This is a genomic window from Segatella copri (assembly GCF_949820605.1).
Classification (GTDB): Bacteria; Bacteroidota; Bacteroidia; order Bacteroidales; family Bacteroidaceae; genus Prevotella.
In genome coordinates, this window is sequence record NZ_CATKVU010000006.1 from 2417188 (window position 1) to 2440691 (window position 23504).

14 protein-coding genes are annotated in these 23504 nt (G+C 44.4%); 5 read left to right on the forward strand and 9 right to left on the reverse strand.

The window, feature by feature from the left end; all coding sequences use genetic code 11:
- Nucleotides 1-35 precede the first annotated feature (35 nt).
- The 6 genes from RCO84_RS11130 to RCO84_RS11155 all read right to left on the reverse strand — a co-directional run bounded on the left by RCO84_RS11130 (nt 36) and on the right by RCO84_RS11155 (nt 12510).
- Nucleotides 36-1085, reverse strand: a complete 1050-nt coding sequence (locus tag RCO84_RS11130) for a DUF5627 domain-containing protein (protein ID WP_317572782.1) — start codon at nt 1083-1085, stop codon at nt 36-38.
- 20 nt (nt 1086-1105) lie between these two features.
- Complete coding sequence (locus tag RCO84_RS11135) at nt 1106-2923, reverse strand: RagB/SusD family nutrient uptake outer membrane protein (RefSeq protein ID WP_317572783.1); 1818 nt, start codon at nt 2921-2923, stop codon at nt 1106-1108.
- Between the two features lie 22 nt (nt 2924-2945).
- Nucleotides 2946-5813 carry a SusC/RagA family TonB-linked outer membrane protein gene (locus RCO84_RS11140; protein WP_144152877.1) on the reverse strand — a complete coding sequence of 956 codons (2868 nt, stop codon included), beginning with the start codon at nt 5811-5813 and terminating at the stop codon, nt 2946-2948.
- 44 nt (nt 5814-5857) lie between these two features.
- Nucleotides 5858-7822, reverse strand: a complete 1965-nt coding sequence (locus RCO84_RS11145) for a RagB/SusD family nutrient uptake outer membrane protein (protein WP_144152879.1) — start codon at nt 7820-7822, stop codon at nt 5858-5860.
- A 19-nt stretch (nt 7823-7841) separates the two neighbouring features.
- Nucleotides 7842-10967 (reverse strand): SusC/RagA family TonB-linked outer membrane protein, encoded by a 3126-nt coding sequence (locus RCO84_RS11150; protein WP_373690124.1) that lies wholly within the window; start codon nt 10965-10967, stop codon nt 7842-7844.
- A 142-nt stretch (nt 10968-11109) separates the two neighbouring features.
- Nucleotides 11110-12510, reverse strand: a complete 1401-nt coding sequence (locus tag RCO84_RS11155) for a cellulase family glycosylhydrolase (protein ID WP_186292255.1) — start codon at nt 12508-12510, stop codon at nt 11110-11112.
- A gap of 478 nt (nt 12511-12988) precedes the next feature.
- Here RCO84_RS11155 and RCO84_RS11160 point away from each other — a divergent pair, with 478 nt between their 5' ends.
- Nucleotides 12989-17095, forward strand: a complete 4107-nt coding sequence (locus tag RCO84_RS11160; RefSeq protein WP_317585127.1) for a hybrid sensor histidine kinase/response regulator transcription factor — start codon at nt 12989-12991, stop codon at nt 17093-17095.
- A gap of 207 nt (nt 17096-17302) precedes the next feature.
- Nucleotides 17303-18973 carry a glycoside hydrolase family 43 protein gene (locus RCO84_RS11165; RefSeq protein ID WP_317572785.1) on the forward strand — a complete coding sequence of 557 codons (1671 nt, stop codon included), beginning with the start codon at nt 17303-17305 and terminating at the stop codon, nt 18971-18973.
- Between the two features lie 91 nt (nt 18974-19064).
- Here RCO84_RS11165 and RCO84_RS11170 read toward each other — a convergent pair whose 3' ends face one another.
- Nucleotides 19065-19898, reverse strand: a complete 834-nt coding sequence (locus tag RCO84_RS11170) for a bifunctional metallophosphatase/5'-nucleotidase (protein ID WP_287828099.1) — start codon at nt 19896-19898, stop codon at nt 19065-19067.
- 78 nt (nt 19899-19976) lie between these two features.
- A complete protein-coding gene (locus tag RCO84_RS11175; RefSeq protein WP_317572786.1) occupies nt 19977-20753 on the reverse strand; it encodes a 5'-nucleotidase in 777 nt (258 codons plus the stop codon).
- Nucleotides 20754-21017: 264 nt separating this feature from the next.
- Here RCO84_RS11175 and rplS point away from each other — a divergent pair, with 264 nt between their 5' ends.
- Nucleotides 21018-21383 carry a 50S ribosomal protein L19 gene (gene rplS / locus RCO84_RS11180; RefSeq protein WP_144152889.1) on the forward strand — a complete coding sequence of 122 codons (366 nt, stop codon included), beginning with the start codon at nt 21018-21020 and terminating at the stop codon, nt 21381-21383.
- A 142-nt stretch (nt 21384-21525) separates the two neighbouring features.
- Here the strand turns inward: rplS and RCO84_RS11185 are convergent, their stop codons facing one another.
- On the reverse strand, nt 21526-21750 hold the full coding sequence (locus tag RCO84_RS11185) for a hypothetical protein (RefSeq protein WP_022122172.1): 225 nt from the start codon (nt 21748-21750) through the stop codon (nt 21526-21528).
- 212 nt (nt 21751-21962) lie between these two features.
- On the opposite strand from RCO84_RS11185, the gene RCO84_RS11190 reads away from it, so the two are divergent.
- A complete protein-coding gene (locus RCO84_RS11190; RefSeq protein ID WP_233401169.1) occupies nt 21963-23147 on the forward strand; it encodes a phosphoribosylaminoimidazolecarboxamide formyltransferase in 1185 nt (394 codons plus the stop codon).
- Between the two features lie 83 nt (nt 23148-23230).
- Entirely contained in the window at nt 23231-23431 is a 201-nt protein-coding gene (locus tag RCO84_RS11195; protein ID WP_006848784.1) for a hypothetical protein, read from the forward strand.
- The last annotated feature ends 73 nt before the right edge of the window (nt 23432-23504 follow it).

A 23504-nucleotide genomic window follows, 5' to 3' on the forward strand; every position in this document is an offset into this window, starting at 1 on the left:
CAAATTATTAGAATGACACTTATCTATCAAGAATATTACTTCTTGATATACTGAGGACTGAATTGAACAACACCATTGGTGTTACCACGAGTCTGGGCAACAAACTGATCGGATGTTTCCAAAACAATGCCAGAACCGAAATCAACCTTGTAATTGAGAGTCAGGATGTCACGATCCTTGTTACCCCAAGCCAACTTTGCTCCCTTTTCTACAAACTTTCCTGAACCAGAAGCAGTCATGCCCTCTGTATCAGAAGTAACGGTACAATTACCATTATCATCGAACGTAAGTTTCAAGTTGCAAGTGACCTTTTTGCCGTCAGCTTTATTTACAGAGACTACGAAATTACATTCCTTCAAACTCTTGGTTGTAATTCGACTCACTTCATCCTTTTCAAGAGTTGCACCTTCACGCTTTACCTCATGAGTTTGTCCATTCTCTGTAATCTTGTCAGTTCCTCTACGGAAATAATAGCCATCCCATGGATTCATAAACTTAACGCAATAAAGGATATAATCCTTAGGAGCAATTAACCAAGCTGAAGCATCAGTACGAACAGGAGTTGTACCTGCAACGGCAGGAGAACCCGAAAGAATAGAATCGGCTCCCACCAAATCCTTGATGCGAACTGGGATTACATATGTATTCTTTGCACAATCAGGGGCAGCAAAAAAAGCATCCTCCAACTTAACCTGAAGACGTCCCTGCATTTTCCCATTATACGCAACCGTCTTGGTAGGAATTGTATAATAATTGCTAGGCATTGGCTTTACAGGAGTGACTCCATCCTCAAAATACAGATTGTCACACAATGAATTATCAACATCTACATTCAATGTGATGTTCTTTCCATTATATGCTCCACCCATTGTAGATACGATATACAATACATGATTGTTATCATCCGTATTATCGCGATTCTCATCATTGCCTAAAACTACAGAACGTTCGATATACTGATAAGGATAATATACAGTAGTACCGCCCTCATAATCAGGAAATTCTTGGTTGCCATTCTCACAAGAGTTAAAGCCAAAAGCCAAGATTCCCAATGCAGCCATGGACAAATATTTGCTTATCTTCATTGTTTTCATCATTTTAAATATTAGTCGTTATTTTTTACTTCCCAGCCCTTATTCTGCTGCAAGTTGCTCCACTTCAACATTTCGCTCTGTGGTATAGGACCGTAATACATGTAATCTTTATAGTTGCGATCCTCAACCTTCATGACTTTGTATAATGGGGCACCAGCCTCTGAAGTGATTTCTATACCACGCACAGCCTCATTTAGAGGAGCTTTCCAACGGCGAAGGTCGCTAAAGCGCTTATTTTCAAAACAAAGTTCCAAACGACGCTCGTTGCGAATCAACTCACGCATTTTCTCTTTGCTACCAGCGCACTCATCCAAGTATGGATCCTCGCCAAACTCGCCAACCCCGGCACGCTCACGGATTGCCTTGATTACATCGTAAGCTGAGTAGTTGTGAGATCCCTTACCCTGTGGTCCCCAAGCCTCGTTGGCAGCCTCAGCGTAATCGAGGAATATCTCAGTATAGCGAATATACACAGGATAATGATACTGAGCATTCTTTGCATTAGGGTCAGGATTACAATCCTCACGCAACAGCTTTTTCATGTAATAGCCTGTACGAGTAGAATTGGAAATCTTATTCAAACCATCATTGTTATTAGCCGTCGTAATGTCTGTATGAATGGTCTTTCCCTTATAAGTACTACCATCATGAATGATATAAAGGTCAAGACGAGGATCTCGATTGCTGTAAGGATTCAACTTATCATACTCAGAACGAGCATCGGTGATAGGATAACCATTTACAGCAGGGAATGCATCGACCAGATTCTGAGTTGGGTTGATTCTACCCTTACCATAAAGAGACGGAGGGAAATTATCAGCCTCTTGGTTCAGACCAAAATCATAATCTTCAGAACCATTGGTACGACTGCCACGCCAAAGAATTTCAGCAGGGCAAGCACCTGAGCCAAGCGCATCTATTTCCTTGGTTTGCATAAACCAATTATTACCTGTAGCCGACAAACCATTCACACCATTGATACGATCAAGAACGGTAGCTGCATCGTCAGCAGCCTTAGCATAATCCACGTTTGTACCTTCAGAGAAAGCAGGACTAGCTGCAAGCAAAGATACCTGTGAGCGAATAGCCTCAGCGATACGACCGCTGATACGACCACGCATAATGGAACCAAACACACGGTTGTAGTCTCCTGCGGTCTTTACACCGATTTCCTTATACTTGGCAGGAACAGCGTTATCATCAGTCAAATCATTGTAATCAAGAGGGAGAAGCTTGGCAGCCTCGTCCAAATCGCTATAGATTTGATCCAAGCACTCTTGGAATGTATTACGTGGCTTGTTGAAATCATCAGTAGAAGTCTCTGGTTCTGTCAAATTAGGAACACCAAGCAGTTTGCCATCGGCTGTCCATCCACCATGATTCATCAAAAGATAATACAAGTTGAGAGCTCTCAAAGCATAAGCTTCACCTTTACGACTATCACAATACATCTTACGGGCATTCTCGTCCTTTGCCCAGTTTACCTTATCTACCTCCTGAAGGAAGATATTGAGATATTGGATACTAGCACGACCATTTGTCCATTTAGACATAGGATCGCTATTAGCAGTCCAAGAACCTGTAGCCATCTTGAGATAGCCATTTGTCAAGTCATTGCTTACAGCGTCATCTGTAGCAACATCAGTAACACTCTTCGTATTGTAAGGAAGCATGGCATAACCATATCCCAATAGTCCCTGAGCGTATGTTGGCTCATTGTAAATCTCATCCAAGCCACGGTTGTTTTCATCTGCAGGCTCGAAGAGATCTGAGCAAGAAGCCAAAGTAAGCGACATTGCTGCTAATATAAATATATTTTTTACTTTCATTTCTTTCTACATTTTAAAATGATTAGAATGTTGCCTTCACACCTATATTATAATAGCGTGTCTGAGGCGCAGACCCAACGTTCATCTCTAAGACTTCGCGCTCTCCTGAAATGGTAAGCAAGTTAGCTCCGCTTACGTATGCCGACAACCCCTTAAGCCATGTCTTTTGGAACAAAGTACTAGGCAAGTCGTAAGTTATCTGGACCTTAGCCAAGCGGAATGCATCTGTCTTGTACATCCAGAAGTCTGATGTCTGGAAGTTGTTGTTACCATCAAGAGATGTCAAACGAGGATAGGTTGCAGTCTCTTTTGTTTCCTCAGTCCATCGGTTACGAACTACAGCAGAATATTTGCTATCGCCCTTTACCCACCAATAAGAATTATTCTTGACACCCCAAGCACCGAAGTTACCGGTACCAAGAGCGAAGAAGGTAAAGTTCTTCCACTTAGCTGTAAGATTGACACCAAGCGTGAATGGTGCTCCGTACCAACCACCCTTACCCAAGAAGACTTGGTCGTATTGGTCAATTTTATTATCACCATTTACATCCACATACTTGATGTCACCAGGTTTAACTGTTCCACCAAAATAGCTTTGGTCTGGAGAATTTTTGATTTCCTCCTCGCTTTGGAAGAGACCTGCGCTCTTGTAGCCCCAAATGCCATCAAGTGCCTTTCCTTGTCTGTTCTGATACTGCTCTACGTTGTTCTCATCTCGTTTGGTAGCCTTGGTTGTATAGTAAGTACCAGTCACACCAAGTGAGAGATCCACATCACCTACCTTCTTATTGAAGTTGGCTGCGAAATCAAATCCTACTCTACGATTATTGTTGTAATTCAGTACAGGCATAAACGAAGCCGCTGGATAACCAGTATTCAAATGAGATGGATAGAATGTTGGCGAAGAGATAAGATAACCCTCCATCGAATTGATGAAGAAACTTGCATCCAATGTCACCAATTTTTGCCACAAGGATGTCTTGAAATTCAGAGACAACTCTTTGCGCTTGATAAAATCAAGGTCTTTGTTCTCACCTCTTTTTGAATAGGTGTATTTATCGCTAGCTCCATCATACCATCCATAGCCGTAATCAGAAGTCCAAATACTCTGATAGAGATAGTAGCGTTTGTCACCATTTGCTATATCAATATCCTCATTGATAATACTACCTGATACACTAATCAGCATGTCATCTACCACCTTGGAATTCTTCAAGAAAGCCTCATTCTTGAGTCTCCAACCCAAAGAAAGTGATGGTGAGAGAGCCTCGCGATGACCTGGAGCCAACTGGGCAGAGTGGATGGCAGCTAATCCAAAATCTGCATAATATTTCTGGTCATAATTGTAAGAAGCATCGAATGCAAGATTGGCACTAGAGTTCTTATGATACTGTCCAGACTTCGACTGCTGGAAGCCAGAAGCTATCAACATTGCCGACAGATTGTGAACCTTGTTGAAAGTATTGTTGTAGTTGAACTGACCAGAGAAAAACATGGTCTGGTTATCTGTACTTCCACTGATGTTCTGGTTGCCAGACTTTTTATCCTCACCTTCCTTCTTCAATGCGACAATCATATCCTTGCCATCAATGTTAGCCCATGTTGGGATATAAACAGCATAGCTATTATCGAAAGAAGTATTATAAGAGGTAGCATAGTCGACTGCGAAATGAGTCTCGAAAGACAAGCCCTTCAACACCTTGTGCAAGTTGATATTGATACCCGTATCAAACTGGAATTGACGACTAGTAAATTTACTACTTCCTGCAGAATAGATGTCAGCAAAAACATTGGAAGAGTTTGCCTGAGTACCAGCAAGAAAGTATTTGCCATCTACCAACTTCGCAACGCTCATCAAGTCCCAAGCAGCCTTAGCATTAGGGGCTATCATATCTGTGGAGATAAGAGGAGCTGCATTCTGTGGAAAATTAGGACGCCAAGTAGCAGCAGCTTCCCAGTAATTACCCTTTGCAGAATGAGAATCATAGAAGGTTGCACTGGAGTTGACCCAAGCCTTAATATCATCAGTAATGTCTATATCCACATTACCACGAACGCTGAAGCGCTGGGTATTATTATTCTTAGCCTCACCAAACTTGAAATAATCGCCCTGGCGATAATAGTTGATATTGCTATAGAAGTGAGCTCGCTTACCACCACCGCTGATTTCTGCAGTAGCCTCATAACGGCTGTTCATCTTTCTGAGATAATCAGAAGAATAGAAATCGAGATTAGGATAACGATAAGGGTTCAAACCTGCTCCATGATTATAGATATCCTCAGAAGAATAAAGCTCAGACAGACCATCATTACGACGAGCCTCGTTATAGAGAGTCATATACTCTGCACTGCTAAGATACTCAGGATAAGACTTTGCTACATTCAAACCTGCATTAGCCTGCACCTCGACCTTCAAGCCGTCATTATGACCACGCTTGGTGGTTATGACTACAGCACCCTTGGCAGCCTTGCTACCATAGAGCACCACAGCCTGCGCACCCTTGAGGAAAGAAATCTGTGCAATCTCACTTGGTTGAACGTTGTTAGCTTCACGAGGCACACCATCTACCAAGACGAGATAACCAGCGTTATCGGCATCCATACCCCAGAGAGAATTGCCATTCCAACCACCTACATAACCTTGCATATTGTCGAGGCTATAAGTATGGTAGTTCTTCTTCATCAAGTTCTCTACATCGACTACAGACACACCGCCCAAGATATCATCCTTGGCTACCTTTCGGTAAGCCACCTGAACCATCTCCTTGTCGGCACTGGCTGTGTCGGATTCGCTTGTCTGTGCAGTCTTGGCATTGGCACCAAGAGGAGCCAAAGCCACGAGACTTGCTACAAAAAGCTTATAATTATATGATTTGAATCTTGAATTCATACTATCATTATTCATTTAGTATTACTAATTTATAATTTTAAACCTTACCAGCCTGGATTTTGTCTAAACTCTGAACTGATCTGAGTCTCCTTGATTGGCAATGGGAACCAATAGTGCTTGGCATCGAAATTACGAGTCAATATCAACTTTCTACGATAATTGGCAACCTGAGCGTCCTTAGGATCATTCTTCGTATAGAAGTCTGCACTTTCCACACGGTCAAACTCCTGTGAGAATTTTTGATTATATGGTGCCTCTGTCAGAAGCAACCAACGCTGCAAGTCACAAAAACGGAATCCTTCGAAAGAAAGTTCTACCTCACGCTCACGACGGACCTCATCCATGAACTTATGGTTGTCTGCAACAAATTCTGGAGCAACATGACCTGCACCACAACGGTCGCGAAGTGTATTAATTGCATCTTCTGCGGTCTTGCCAAAGTTTGAAGACTTGCCAGAAGCACCACCGAATGCAGCACAAGCCTCTGCATACATCAAGTATATGTCTGCAAGACGCATATATGGCAAATAGCAGTGTAAAGCTGAACCCCAATCGTAATCTTTATCCACTTCATTACAAGTATGAGGCACCAACTTCTGAATGAAATAACCCGTACGGCTTGCATTTGCGACAGGGCGCATATTACCACCCGTATATAATTGGCAATACTGTAAATCTGCATACTGACCAGGTGTTCCGTTCAAATACTTAAAACCATCGAAGACGATATCGTGGTAGAAACGGGGATCACGATTTTTGAAAGGATGGGTAGGGTCGAAGCCAGACTTTGGATTGAGTACATACTTACCATTCTCAACCAAATAGATTGGCTCTCCGTTAGCCATTCCATAAGCCTCTACAAGGTTGGCCGTAGGTTGGTGAATGACATTATCATGAGCAACTACTTTCTGTACCTTAGGGCCAAAGACCTTAGAGGTATTCCAGTTAGAGCCATTAAAATCAGCAGATGGACCACGGAAGATTGCTTCAACCGTTCCTGGCATTTTCCAGTTCTGCTTCTTGGTATAGAATATATCAGAAAAACAGCTATTGGCATCAGCAGATTTCTCATGATTGTAGATGTCTGAGTACTTAAACTCTGCCAATGCATATTGTGTCTGACCAGCTTCCACAAGAGAGAGCAGTTCACCAAAAGCCTCAGCTGCCTTCTTAGCATATTCTTGATCATAATCATAAGTCTTGCCATTCTTGCTGGCACCAGTCTGCGCACCATTCTTCATCAAAGGACTAGCAGCCCAAAGATAGGTTTTACCAAGATAACCAAGAGCCATGATCTTATTGATGCGAAGATCATTCTTACCTTGTGTGGCTAAACCTGCAGAAGTCTTATCCCAATTAATAGGCAACAAATCGGCAGCCTTGCGGAAATCTGCTGCCGCTTTATCAGCGCATTCCTGAAAAGAAAGGCGTGGCAATCTCTGCTCGGCATTGTCACCGAGAAAAGTATCCACATAAGGCATACCACCAAAATACTGCATCATTTCCTCATGCCACCATGCACGGAAGAAATAGAGCTGACCCTCTATCAGTTTTTTCTCTTCAGCACTTCCAGTCACAAACTTGTCGATATTCTGTAAACCGAGATTACATTTTCTGATGCAATACCACGCATGGTTCCAAATACCGTGGTCGAACTTATTTGTGGAAGTAGAAGAACCATCACGCTTTAGCCAGTTACCAGTAGATTCCCATGCACGGAAGTTACCTAAATCAACCTGATGGGTCATTCTATTATCAGCCTCAGGATTGAAGATTTCATCATCACCCCAGTTCCATGAAGGACAATAGTTACATTTCTCTTTATCAGGGATACAGTTGTATATTTCCTCAACGAAACCTTGGAAATTACGGAAATTGGCAAAGGCATCGTCTGCAGAAACTGTTGAGTCTGGCTCCTTGTCCAAGTAGTCTTGACAAGAACTCAGCGAAGTACCGAGAGCCAGCGAGACGCATCCCGTCAACAATAATGTCTTTATCTTATTTTTCATCTGAATATTTTTTTTATAATTACAATGAGAATTTAACACCTAAGTTGAAGCGGCGAACCGTAGGGTATGCTCCCAACCAGCCACCACCACCGAGGTTTGCCTCACGGTCATCAGGCATACGAGTCCAGAGCCAGAGGTTATTACCATTCAAGTAAACCTTGAGGTAGTTTATGCCTAATGCCTTAATCCAGCCCTTGGTCCAGGTATAAGCAATCTCGACATTCTTCAAACGAATGTAAGAGCCATCATACATAAATTGTGTACCATAGGTGTAACTTGAAGCTGTGGCACCCCAACGAGGGAGGATACATTCTGCATTGCCTTGATTCTTATTCCACCAAGTACCAGTATCATAAACATTATCAAGCATATTACCAAAGCTTGTCAATGATACGTCACGGGTCACATCAGTTACTCCATAGAACTGAGCGAAAGCAGAGAACCCCTTCCATTCGAAACCAATAGTAGCATTATAGGTGTTCTGCGGACTACTGCTATAACCTACAGGAGCCGAGTCCCTGCTATCAACAACACCATCACCATTGAAATCAACAATGTAATAGTCACCAACCAAACGGTGATTGTCATTGGAGTCGTGCGCCGGAGAACCTATCAAATCATCAATATTATTGATAAAGCCCTTATCTATATAAGAGTGATACTGATTCATGGCAAATCCTGCCTCCTTTTGATAATTTGGAGTAAAGATGGCATCATCCTTCAAAATCACCTTATTCTTGGCATGGGTCATATTGAAATTACCCCAGAGTCGCAAGCCATTAGCAAACACCTTATTAAGTTTCAATTCCCACTCGTAACCACTGGTACGAACCTTACCTTTATTAATAGTAGGTGCTGTCGTTCCGAAATAAGAAGGAACAGAACGGTTGGCGCCGAAAATCAAGATGTCATTACGACGATCACAGAAGAAATCCAAAGAACCAGTAATCAAGCCTCCCAAGAAACCATAATCAATACCGAAGTTGGTTTTCTTAACTGTTTCCCATTTCACATTATCATTTCCAAGAGTGTTCTGTCGATACCATGTATAGATGCTCTCTGTATGGTCGAGATCCATCGTAGTCTTGCCGCCATACGCCCACTGACTCATATACAACCAGCGACGACTAGAATCAAATGGGTCACCTATGTTGTCATCACCAATCTCACCATAGGAAGCACGGAACTTCAACATATCGATGATGTGCTTGTCACGAAGAGACTTCATGAAGTTTTCCTCAGTAATGGTCCATCCGATAGCACCTGAATTGAAGAAGGCAAAACGATTGTCCTTGCTGAACTTTTCTGATCCGTTATAGGCGCCATTATACTCGATGTTATAACGACCTGCATAGCTATAGGTAGCACGGAATGCCCAGTCCTCACGGTAAGTTGGCATCACACTACCACGTGCATTCTCCTGACGTGAGAACAAGCCCATGGCTGATACGTCATGCTGTCCAAACTTGCGAGCCCAGTTGAGCTGCAACTGATAGTAGAGGTTGCGAACAGTCTGGTTATTATCTACAGAACCACCTTCCGTTGACCAGTTCACACCTTGCTGCCAATCAAACTTATTATTTCCTTCAAGTTCTTTACCATAAGTAACCTGACCTGTTTCAGGATCAATATACTTAGTCTGGGCTTCATTATTCAAGTCATTGATACCTCGTCCTGTCTCAACAAAAACATTATCCCAAGAGATAGTACCACGGAAATTCAAGCCTTTGGTTATGAAATCCAATTTTTGCTCAAGGGTAAAGTCTGTATTGATACGAGTGGTTGTAGCCTGTGCTGTACCACCGATAGCAAGATTCTGTGCAGAGTTACTTACATTGGAAGCAGCTGGATAGAATCCCCATGTGCCGTCAGAATATTGTGGCAAGAACACATCTGGGGCGATGTTATAAGCACCAGCCCACTGCTGACCAATCTGCCACTCACTATTGCTCATGTTACTCCAAGGAGCTTTTCTTACGCCATTGCTACCAGCCACATTTACCTTCAAAGTAGTGCTACTTGTGATGGCAAAGTCCAAGTTACTACGAACATTGATACGATTGTATCCATAGCCAGAGTTGTAATTACGACCATTGTCATACTCACGGAAGAGGTCACCCTCATGCACGAAATCAGCAGAAGCGAAGTACTTAACGAATTTTGTACCACCACTCACGTTCACGTTGGCATTATAGGACACAGCAGACTTTTTGAAAAGTGCATCCTGCCAATCCACATTGGCATAACGTTCACGCTGCTCCTGAGTAGTCTGGTTTCGATAGTTGTCTATAAAAGACTGAGGACGAAGATATGAAACACCTTCAGGATAAATGCCCAGTTCACGCTCTACCACTTGGTTGCGAAGCATCAACGCATCATAAGAGTCGTACTTATTAGGCAACTTAGAAGGAGCTTTCAACGTAGCATTGAAACCAACGTCAATCTTAGCCTTGCCTTCCTGACCACGCTTGGTGGTAACCAAGATGACACCATTGGCTCCCTTCACACCATAGACTGCAGTAGCAGAAGCATCCTTCAGTACAGAGATGCTCTCCACAGAAGAGATGTCCACGCTGCTCAGAGGACGTTCAATACCATCAACGAGAACGAGAGGGTCGGAATTATTCCATGAACTAGAACCACGGATGATAATCTGAGGTTCCTCCTCACCAGGCATACCATTGCCTTGGATTGTAACAACTCCTGGGAGGTTACCTGTCAAGGCTGAACCAACGTCGCTGACACCAGCTGCACGCTCCAAAACCTCACCAGTGGTCTGGGTGATGGAACCTACGACAGATGCCTTCTTCTGCTGACCATAACCAACGACTACAACTTCGCCGATGGCATTGTCGTCTTCAAGAGTAAGTTTGAACTCTCTCTTCTTACCGATCTTTACTTCCTTGGTCTTCATACCTACGTATGTAAATACGAGGGTAGAATTCTCTGAAGGAACACTGATACTGAAATTACCATCTAAGTCGGTGACCGCACCGACGCTGGCATTACCTTTTAGTTTTACAGTGGCACCTATCAGAGGCTCACCTGTACCGTCAACAAGATTACCCTTGACCTGGATATTCTGTGCCTGAGCATTCAGGCTGCAGAAAGCTCCCACCAAGCATAAGGCTGCTGTCCGTTTCATTGTTAACACTTGTTCAATCATGTTCTATTCATTTTTGATTTATGCTTTAAAAATTTAGGCGTGCACTAAAACTGTTTATTCACGGCGGCAAAGGTATGGATTTCTTTCGAAACATACTTTGCGTGGTGTAACAGAAAGTTTATCATTTTAGAAAAACCTTGCGAGAACGTATTTTTCCATTACTTAACAGTTGTTTTATTATATAAACACCAGCAGTTGGCTTTTCTACCTCTTTTCCTTCTATATTATAATATAAGGTGGAAACCACGTCTGCCTGGGTTTCTAATTGTTTAATTCCTGTTGTATTTTGTTTCAAATACCACTCTTTATACCAGTTCATACAGGCATAGCCGCAACACTCTTCGAACAATCCGTGTTTCTTGGCATTCTGGAAACCAGGAATCACCTTGCCCGATTTAAGATATTCATCAATATCGTAATATTCCTGCGGATGGGTAAGGGTCATACCGATATTGCCAAAGTGGTCGTGAACTGCCTTCCATGCCAATCCCCATTTCGAGGTAGATGCTGTTGCCCAGCTTCCCAGGTTAGGTTGTGTCCACTGTCCCCACTCATTGTAGTGACCTTTATTTTTCTGGTCAGGATCTTCCGGACTCCAGTCTATCTCCGTTACCATGATAGGTTTCGTTTCCACCATCGGCACCTGACTTTTAAAGTTGCGGATGAAAGTATCGTGATTGCAATTCTTATCGGTCATATTTCCATACCATCCGGAATAAACATGTACTGCATAAGAGAAGTTGTCCTCGCTATCGGTGATAGGATACTTGGCGTAATTCTGATATTGGCTCTGATAACCGGCACCCGGAACCCAGATGATTCCCTTGAAGCCCTGCTCGCGAATCTCGTTAATCACCGGCTGGAAGTAATCATGCAGTGCTTTATCCGAATTAGAGCCATCACCCAGATGAACCCTCACCGGCTCGTTGGCTAGTTCGATAGAGATAATACCCGAATTCTGCTGAATATACTCATCGGCAGCAAATGCTTTCCAGATACCCTTCAGATAGCGGTTGTACTTATCGTCTACTCTGATATCACCAGGACAGACACCCGGTGGACGTACGATGACGTAAAGTCCATGTGCTATAGCATCCTTGATGAGAGGAATATAGAGTTTCTGGAGATAGCGACGGTAGCGCGCCATGTTGAATGCCGAGATATCAGCCTCGTTTTCTGCTTTCTTTGCCGGATCGTTGGTCCAGCATGGATCCATGTGCAATCGGAACACGGTACAATAAGCACCCTGCTTCTTGTCGGTAATAGCCGAGAACAGCTTAGAGAAATATTCCAAGCAAGGCTTAATGTCGGCATCAGAATAATCAGCCTTCCACTGTTGCCATCTCCAACCGTTGAAGTAGCGGTTTGGCGTATCCATTACGCCATGCAAGACAACAGTCTTACCATTGGCATCCACCAGGTTCCTACCCTGCACACGGAGTGCCGGCAGATTATCTGCAGCCAGTCCCTCCATTGACAGCATAGCCATAGCGAGTGATATTAACAATTTCTTTCTGTTCATTGTTACGATTATTTTTAGATTTATCATTTATTGTCAGTCACCTTATTATATTATGAAGGATTGCCAGGTTCCAGTTTACAGAAAAGGATGCTGGTCTTTTAAAATAGAATGGCGCGTAATCACTACGCACCATTCCCGAAAACCAATTAATCATGATTCTATATAAAAACCATAATATCAAAATCTTTTAGAAATTCTAAACCTATTCTACAACCTATTATGTATAAACCTAACTAACCTAAATATTCTAAATATATACAACTTAAAAAACCGATGCAAAGATACTCCTAATCTATCATATATACTTTATAATAAGTAACCAATAGTTTTTCTCTCGTATCACATGTAACCTTATCTTTACTCTATGTAACATTTTAACATCTTTTTAATACATTCTCGTAAAAAACATACCTTACCATGCATTATTCTCCCATTTATTTTGTATTTTTGCAAACGAATATAAAAAAGCCAAAAGACAATGAAACCAAGAATCATGATGATTTCCATGAAATCAAACCTCAGAACAATGAGATACATCGGTCTTTTACTGATGTTTATCTTCTGTCTCACTGCGCAGAATATGATGGCGCAGCGAGGAAAACTTTTCAATTCAGACAACCAGCTTTCGAGCAACCTTGCCACTCAGGTGTTCCAGGATTCAAATGGTTTCATTTGGATTGCCACCCGTAACGGCTTGAATATCTATGATGGCTATAACTTTATGGTCATCAGAAAAACCTACGACAACAGTGACGGGCTCAACAGCAACTATATCAACAGTATAACACAGGATGAAAAGGGGCGTATTGTGCTGGGAACAAACAAGTCGCTGCTTATACTTAATGGTAAAAGATTCAGCAACGTACCTATGCTCGATTCAAGAAATAAGCCTATAAACACTTACGTTACCCAGGTTAGCCGTTTGCACAATGGCGATATTGCTGTCGTTACCTCCGGTTACGGCATCATGACAAAAAAAATAGATGCAAACGCCTGTTACGCCATGAAAGGAGAAGTGGAGAACCTGAAATTCATACATAAGATTCTGGAAGACAAACAAGAAAGGCTCTGGATTATCCTGGAAAACGGAAAGCTGTATCGGAAAGAAAAGAACGGCAAGCTTGTTTCACGCATCATGGGAACAGAGCAACTTAACACACAAGATATCAGGCAAGACGACAAGGGCAACATTTATCTTGCTACCAAGAATGATGGTATTTACCTTCTCAAGGCAGGTTCAACCATCTTCACCAAGATAGCCGGCATAGGCAATCTTCCTATAGACAACATCTATATCAGCCGCGACCAGCGCTTGTTTATCGGTTGCGATGGTATGGGTATCTTCGTGTATAATCCTGTAACAGGATTCTTGCAAAATAACCCTCTGTTCAGCCGTGAAGTAAATCTTGCCAAGTGCAAGATTACCAGCATTATAGAAGATTTTACGGGAAACATCTGGGTGAGCATGCTCCAGAAGGGCGTATTCATGCAGTCGCAGGCTCAATGCGATTTCAACTATATGGGCTACCGTTTGGGCAACCGCAACGTGATAGGCGAAAACAGCATCACAAGTCTGTGTGTCAACCAGGGCAATCAAGTCTGGGTGGGCACCGACAAGGATGGTCTTTACCTCTTTGACATAAAAACCGGTAGCATCAAGAGCCATTTATTAAGCAACATCACGGTACTGGCACTCTGCAAAGACCAGAAGGGCAGAACATGGGTAGGAACCTATACTAACGGCATCGGATTTATAGATGCGGGGGGGGCTTTCCATCCATTCAGCCTAGGCATTGGCAACCAGACGGGCATCTTCGATATCCAGGAAGACCCGCAGGGCAATGTATGGTTTGCTACCATGGGCAAAGGACTTTTCCGCCTTTCTCCTGATGGAAGCATCAAGCAATGGAAAACACAAGATGGTGCCGACAACAACCTGAAAAAGAATAGTATTCCTAATGATTATCTCGTGAAACTTAGCATCTCAAAAGATGGTAAGCGGGTTTTCGTTGCCACTTCTGTGGGTCTGGCTTGCTATGACCAGCAGAAGAATAGCTGGACTTCCACTTTCGGTGGCGTCAACTGTCTGAACAAGGGCAGTTTCTCACATTGCGTTTATTCTGACAGCAAGAATCGCGTATGGTTTGGCACTGAAGACGGCGCAATCTGCTATGATCCGAAGAAGGGATATGCTCATCCGAAGATTTATAACACAGAACTTGGACTTTCTGACAACATCGTAGCCAGCATCATAGAAGATTACAAGGGCAGAATCTGGATAGGAACTACCTGTGGCTTAAACCAGGTAGATACAGAAAAAGGAACTATCAACAAGTACTTCTCGGGCAATGGCTTGCAGAGCAATGAGTTCAGCGATGCTGCAGCCTGCACGCTCTGGGGAGGAAAGATGCTGGTGATGGGCGGAACCGGCGGTATCAACTGGTTTGATACGGACAAGGTGAAACAGCATCCTTGGCAGGCAAAAGTTACCATATCAGGACTTCTTGTGGGCAACAAACCTGTATACCCGGATATGGAATCGGGCATCTATACTATCACCGACAAAAGCGCCTACAACAGCGACGAGTTCTCCTTATCTCATGAAGACAACACCTTCACCATCAAACTGTCTACTCTTACATATAATAATGTAGAGCAGATCAGTTACGCCTACAGCATCAATGGTGAGGATTGGCGAACCATACAGTCTGGCATGAACGAGCTGTCATTCTCACACATGCCAGCAGGTACCTATAAGTTCCGTGTTAAGGCCATCTGCAACGGATACGAAACCCCTGTCAAGGAGTTCTCCATCATCGTTCACCCAGCCTGGTACGCCAGCATCTGGGCAAGACTCTGCTATCTGCTTGTCTTCCTGGGGCTCTGTCTGCTCTATATCAAGCACCGCAAACGCAAGATGGAAGACCAGCTCATATTGCAGCAGCATATCCATGCGGAAGAGATGGGCGAAGCAAAACTGAAGTTCTTCATGAACATCAGCCACGAAATCCGTACCCCATTGACTCTTATCCTCACTCCGCTGTTCACGCTGATTAAGGAAGATAAAGACGCTCACCGACAGGGCATCTACGATATGATGCGTAAGAACTCGGAACGAATCCTGCACCTGATTAACCAGATGATGGACCTGAGAAAGATTGACAAGGGACAGATGGTGATGCACATGAGCGAAACCGATATGGTTGCCTTTATTGGCGATGAATACAAACTCTTCTGCCAGCAGGCGATAGCCAAGAGCATCCAATTTACCTTTGAGCACGAAGATGAAACTCTCCCGGTATGGATAGACCGCGACAACTTTGACAAGGTATTGATGAATGTCCTGTCAAACGCCTTCAAGTTTACTCCTGCAGGCGGCAGAATCCGTATCACCCTCTCCCACTCGCCTCATCATGTCCGCATCGCCATCAAGGACAGCGGCAAGGGCATTCAGGAGGAAAAGCTCGAAACGATTTTCCAGCGTTTCTATCAGAGTGCCACCACTTCTAATGACCGGAATGTAGGTACGGGAATCGGTCTCGACCTGACCCGCTCGCTCGTGGAACTGCACTACGGAACCATTACAGCCGCCAACAACAAGACACTTGATGAAGCCGACTGGAAGGAAGGAAGCCAGTTCCTCATCACGCTGCCTCTGGGCAACGAGCATCTGAAACCGGAAGAAATGATAGATGCACCGGAGCCACAGACTGCTGAAGACATCAGGGAACTGGAAGAAAACATGGTGGAAGGAAATAAGGAGAATAGTTCCGATACAGCCAATGACGCCGAAGAAGATTTCATAAGCAAGGCAAAGAGCACCATCGCTGTGGTAGAAGACGATGAGGCAATACGTAATTTCCTGAAGACACAACTACAGGAAACCTACAATATCCTTACCTTCTGCAACGGAAAGGAAGCGCTGCCGGAGATTATCAAGCAGAAGCCAAGCCTCGTTATCTCAGACATCATGATGCCAGAGATGGACGGAAATACGCTCTGTACCAAGATTAAGAACAATGTGAACACCAACCACATTCCAGTGATTCTGCTTACAGCGATGAGCAGAGAGGAAGACCAGCTGACAGGTTTGCAGTCGGGTGCCGATGCCTATGTGGTGAAGCCGTTCAATATGGACATTCTGCGCCGCACCATCATCAACCTGCTCAACGTGCGCCGTACTTTGAAAAACAAGTTTATGGGCAACGAGAGCCAGAGCGACAGGCAGCTCGCGATAGAAAAAGACCTGTCGCCAAAAGACCAGCTGATGGAACAGGTGATGAAGGTAATCAATGATAACATGGATAATGAGGACCTGAGTGTGGATATGATTGCCCGCGAAGTAGGACTGAGCCGTGTGCATCTGCACCGCCGAATGAAGGAACTGACCAACCAGACACCACATGCCTTCATCCGCAATACCCGTCTGCAATATGCCGAAAAGTTGCTGAGCCACTCTAACAAGACGATATCAGACATCATGTTTACCTGCGGTTTCTCCAACCCAGCCAGCTTCAGCACCATGTTCAAGAACTTTTATGGCTCTTCGCCTCGCGATTATATGCAGGCACACCGGAAAATCTAGCCTTTTCACTGCAGAAGAGGCCAGATGTTTCCAGGAATAAAGTATTTGTTACAAATAGAGATATTTATGATACGCCTCGCAAAGTGTTGGTAACATTCTGTGGGGGTATATTTAAACGGAAAGCGGTAACTTTGCAGCAGAATTCTGAATACATGCTTCAGCCATGAGTTCAGATACTCATTCTGTAAATTTAAATCCTATAATAAAATGAAGAAAATTGCAATCTTATCGCTTTCCCTGACGCTTGCAGCTGCTGCACAGGCGCAGACAGCTGAGTTTGACTATTTCAAGTATGCGGGAAATGACGCTCGCTTCAATGTTGAAATCGACAAGACTCACCAGTATTACAACCCGGTACTGGCTGGTTTCTATCCAGACCCATCACTCTGTCGCGTAGGCGACACCTACTATCTGGTAAACTCTTCGTTTACCTTCTTCCCAGGTGTGCCTCTCTCAACCAGTAAAGACCTGGTCAACTGGCAGCCTGCCGGTCATGTTCTCGACCGCACATCACAGGTTCCATTGAAGGGCCAGCACGTATCAGGCGGTATCTTCGCACCAGCCATCAGCTATAACAAGAAGAACAAGACCTTCTATATGATTACCACCAACGTGGGAGCCGGCAACTTCTTTGTGAAATCAAAAGATCCTTCCAAAGGCTGGAGCGAGCCTATCTATCTGAAGAAGATTGACGGCATCGACCCTAGCTTCTTCTTCGATGACAACGGAAAGGGATATATCGTGCATAACGGTCCAGTAGTTGGCGGTGCCGACTATGAGGGTCAGCGTGCTATCCGCTGCTTCGAATTCGACGTGAAGGGCGACAGCATCAAGGGCGACTTCAAGGAGATTCTGCGTGGCGGAACCCATGTAGAGGCGCGTCCTATCTGGATTGAGGGTCCTCACCTCTTCAAGAAGGGCAAGTTCTATTATCTGATGTGTGCAGAAGGTGGTACAGGTGGATGGCACAGCGAGGTTATCCTGCGTGCCAAGAATCCGATGGGACCATGGGAGGAATGCCCTAACAACCCTATTCTTACCCAGCGTATCGGTCTCGACCCTAACCGCAAGGACCCTGTATCAAGTGCCGGTCATGCCGACATCGTAGAAGATGGCAAGGGTAACTGGTGGGCTGTATTTCTGGCTTGCCGTCCTTATGAAGAGGATATGTACAACACAGGTCGCGATACTTATCTCCTGCCTGTAACCTGGAAGAATGGATGGCCAGAGATTCTTGCCAAGAATACTCCTATCTCTACCATTGGAGAGAAGGCTGGCTTGAAGCCTGCAAAGAAGAATGAGTTCTCAGGCAACTTCTCTTATGTGGATAACTTCGATGCAGATAACAATAAGGTAGGTCTGAAAGAGTTGAATCCACGCTGGATGTTCCTCCGCGACTTCGTTGACTGTTACAAGGTAGAAAACGGCAAATTGAAGTTCAATCTCCTGCCAGGCAATATCTACAAGCGTGAGCCGATGTCTGCCATCTGGGCACGTCAGCAGCACGGCACCTTCACAGCTGAGACAGAAATCAACTTTACTCCTCGCAACGACAAGGATATCGCAGGCTTGGCACTTCTCCAGAAGGAAGATTACAACTTCGTACTGGGCAAGACGATGAAGAAGGGCAAGCTGATGATTACCCTGACCCGTGCCGAGAAGAACAATGTCCTCATTGCTTCTGCTCCTATCAAGGCTGGCAAGCTGAAGCTGAAGGTAGAAGGTCATGACAGATATTATGATTTCTATTATGCTGAAGAAGGCGGCAGCTGGCAGCTGCTTGCCAAGGGTGTGGATGCCTCTAACCTGAGCACCCAGAAGAGCGGTGGCTTCATCGGCGCCTGCATCGGTCTCTATGCTTCTTCCAACAAGGAATAAGGATTTGAGAAAAAATTAAGTTTTTTTAAAAAAAAGATAATTCAAGAAAAGGTTGATACCTCGCGTTTTGCCAGGTATCAACCTTCTTCTTTTATTTATTCTTCACAATATCCAATATCATTTTTCCTACCCAGATGGCGCTCTTGCCGTTCTGGTCAATTGGCACCGGTTTGCCATCGAGATTATTCAGATACTCCAACTGCTTGAAGTAGGTATGACTATGACCGCCCAGTATCAGGTCGATGTCACGGGTAGCTGGGGCTACCTCGGAATCGTCGATGCCATCTATCTTCCAGCCCAGGTGGGAGATGCAGATGATGACATCACACTTCTCTTTCTTCTTCAATATCTCTGTCATTTCCCTTGCCTTGGCGATAGGATCGAGATACTTGATGCAGCCATAGTTGGCTTCAGTTACCAAGCCGGCAAGTTCCGGACACAAGCCGAAAACGCCAATCTTCAGTCCTTTGCGCTTGATAATGGTATAAGGCTTTACAATATTTGCCAGTTCGGTACCAGTGAAATCATAGTTGGAGCAGACGATTGGAAACTTCGCCATCTTGAAGATGCGCACCATGTTGTCTATTCCGAAATCGAACTCATGGTTTCCGATGGTAGCAGCATCATATTTCATCTCGTTCATCAGTCCTACTTCCACATCTCCCTTGAAGAGAGAGTAATAAGGTGAACCCTGTGAGAAATCGCCACTGTCAAAGAGCAGCAAGTCGGGATTCGCCTTACGCTCCTGCTTGATCATCACCACCCTACGGAGGAAACCGCCACGATTTGCTGTTGCCGTATCTGCAAGATTCGGATTGATGGGCATTACGCATGAATGCGTATCGTTGGTATGGAGCACTACAAGTTGCTTTACCACCTTTGCCTCTTTCTTCGCTTTAGCCTGAACGGCTGCTGGCTGCATCATGAAGGATGCCAGAACCAGACCTATATATAATAATGTATGTTTCATCAGAATTATCAACTATAAACTATTAACTATCAACTATTCTACCACGCAGCGGCCTTCAATCTTAGATTCCACCACCTTGCCCTGTGCCTGCATCTCACGGAAATAATTCATGATGATGTAGCGCACATTGTTCTCTTTCTGCTTAGGCGAAAAGACATCGGTTCCGCTCTTGAAGGCTACGAGCTGGTCATTACCTTCGGCAAGATAATCGAGGGTTGCAACGCGGTAACTCTTCTCCGGATCAACAGGTTCACCGTTCAGCGTAACGCTCTTCAGCTTTCCACCCTTGGTGATAACCATTCTTACAGCATGGCTCAAGCCTTCGCCGCCACGATGAGCTATCTGCTGGAAGAGTTCCAGAACCTTATCACCCTTCAGGGTCAGGAAACAGATTTTGTTCTCGAAAGGAGCCATATCGTTCACATCGCCTACAGTAATCTTACCCTTGGCAAGATTAGAACGGATTCCACCCATATTGTAAACAGCGAAAACAGGCTGTTCTTCAAACTGCTTGCCGCCCCATACCAGGATGTCACAGAGCAAGTTACTGAGTTCGCTCTCCGGACGGTGACAGGTCATATCATGAGCAATATGACCTACAACAGGGCCCATGATACTGTCTACCTTGCTCTTATAAGGAGCGATAAACCTGGCAGCCTCAGCATCAGGCTGTGCATCCCATTTCTGATCAACCAATATCCGGGTTCTCTCCACCTTTGCCACTTTGTATTTCTGGGCGAAAGCCGGACTTGCCATCAGCAGCATGACTGCTGAAGCAAGGAAAATCTTGATACTATTTTTTTTCTTCATAATACACTAAATACTTTTAGAGCGCAAAGATACAAAATAAATCTACAAAATCGGCAAAATCGGCAAGAAAATTCCATTGTAGAAGTAAAGAAAATAAAAAAACAAAGGGAAAAAGTGAAGAAAGTGTCTGAAAATTTGCGAGATACAGGAAAAAGTAGTAACTTTGCACCCGCTTTTCGGCGTAACCGCTGTTGTCTGGGCAGAAGTGTTGTCCAAGTCCATGTTGCGTTGGAACGACAAACAATTTTTAATTTTATACAAAAAATGGATTTGATTAAAGTTGCTGAAGAAGCATTTGCAACCGGCAAGAAGTTCCCTGAGTTCAAGGCAGGTGATACTATCACAGTCGCTTACAAAATCGTCGAGGGTACTAAGGAGCGTATCCAGCTCTATCGTGGTGTTGTTATCAAGATCTCCGGTCATGGTGACAAGAAGCGTTTCACAGTTCGCAAGATGTCTGGCACTGTAGGTGTTGAGCGTATCTTCCCTATCGAGTCACCAGCTATCGATTCTATCGAGGTGAACAAGCGTGGTAAGGTTCGTCGCGCTAAGTTGTATTACTTGCGTAAGCTTACTGGTAAGAAGGCTCGTATCGCTGAGAAGAAGACTGTAGCTAAGGATGCAGAATAATTTTTCTTAGGAGACCTAATCAGAAAAAAAATAAAGGGAATCCAGTCTCACGACCAGATTCCCTTTTTTATGTCTATAATCTTAACCCCAAAACCGTCAAACAAATCATGGTTGACAGCTAAACCAACCATGCTCCATTCTTTTATTTTTCGCCCGCATCATAATTCACGAGCCCATCCTCCGTGCCGTGTAAAGCACCTTGGAAATCATCCCAACTCTGGAATCCGGCAAGCAGCGCCAGCTTGTCCAAAGTCTGGCGGGAAGGCTTCTCCTTCCCTTTCAATACATCCCACATTTTGTGGAAAACATGAGCCTTGCCAACCTTCTTTTCTATGTGTTCAGCAAGGACTTTCAAATCCTGTTTCATAACAATCCTCTCATATTTACTAACTGGGAGCAAAAGTACTGAAAAAGAATGAAACAGAGTACATTTTTCCCGACTTTTTTATGTTTTGGGGTAAAAAAAATGCTTTATATCATAAAAATGCTGTTTTTTAGGGCTTTTTACGAAACAGAAGTCCAATATCTCAATCATTTTTTGTAACTTTGCGCCAAATTCCAAAATACATTTCTTAGAAGATGAAAGAATTAGCACTTAAGTACGGATGTAATCCAAATCAGAAACCTTCTCGCATCTATATGGATGACGGAAGGGAGCTTCCTATCGAAGTGATCAACGGCCGTCCTGGCTACATCAACTTCCTGGATGCCTTCAATTCCTGGCAATTGGTCAAGGAGCTCAAGGCTGCTACAGGAATGCCTGCTGCCGCTAGTTTCAAACACGTTTCTCCTGCCGGTGCAGCTATCGGCTTGCCTCTGAGCGACACATTGAAGAAGATTTACTTCGTTGATGATGTCAAGTTTGAGCTCTCTCCATTGGCTTGTGCCTATGCTCGTGCGCGTGGTGCTGACCGCATGTGCTCTTATGGCGACTTTGTTGCGCTGAGCGATGTATGCGACGAGGCTACAGCCCTCCTCATCAAGCGTGAGGTGAGCGATGGTGTCATTGCTCCTGGCTATACTCCTGAGGCTATCGAGATTCTGAAGGAAAAGCGCAAGGGTACCTACTGCGTTATCAAGATTGATCCTGACTATGTGCCAGCTCCTATCGAGCACAAGCAGGTGTTCGGTGTTACCTTCGAACAGGGACGCAACGAGGTGAAGCTTGATGATCCTGCTCTCTTCGAGGATGTTCCTACCAAGAACAAGACTTTCACTCCTGAGGCTAAGCGCGATCTGATTATCTCGCTCATCACCCTGAAGTATACTCAGAGTAACTCTGTATGCTACGTAAAGGATGGTCAGGCTATCGGTATCGGTGCCGGCCAGCAGAGCCGTATCCACTGTACCCGTCTGGCTGGTTCTAAGGCTGATGAGTGGTGGTTGCGCCAGTGTCCTAAGGTGATGAACCTGCCTTTCAAGGAGAAGATCCGTCGTGCCGACCGCGACAATACCATCAATGTCTATATCTCTGATGAGTGGGAGGATGTATTGCAGGACGGCGTTTGGGAGCAGTTCTTTACTGAGAAGCCTGAGCCATTGACCCGCGAGGAGAAGAAGGCTTGGATTGCACAGAACAAGGGTGTATCATTAGGTAGTGATGCTTTCTTCCCATTCGGCGACAATATTGAACGTGCTCACAAGAGTGGTGTTGAATACATAGCAGAAGCAGGCGGTAGTATCCGTGACGATCATGTTATTGATACCTGCGACAAGTACGGCATCGCCATGGCGTTTACTCACGTTCGCCTCTTCCATCACTAATTTAAGTGAAGAGTGAAGAACGAAGAGTGAAGAATTCAACGGCTTTACTTATCACAAAGTTCAAAATTCAAAGTTCAAAGTATATGAGTGACATTGACGATATTATCATGGGCGGTATGGTCTTCAAAGGCGGCGGTGGTCCTAAGAAGGATGACGACGACAAGGTGAAGACCAAAGCCAAGAAGAAAAAGTACATAACGGGTGCTCACGGTAGTGGCTCTGCCCGTCAGAAGGCAAAGTATCGCCAGCAGAGAGCCAATCGTAAATCCCAGAAGAAGAAATAATACTTCTCTATCATAATAACAGGTTTCGCCCGTGTGCTGTATGCTAACAGCGCACGGGCGAACTGTTTTCTGA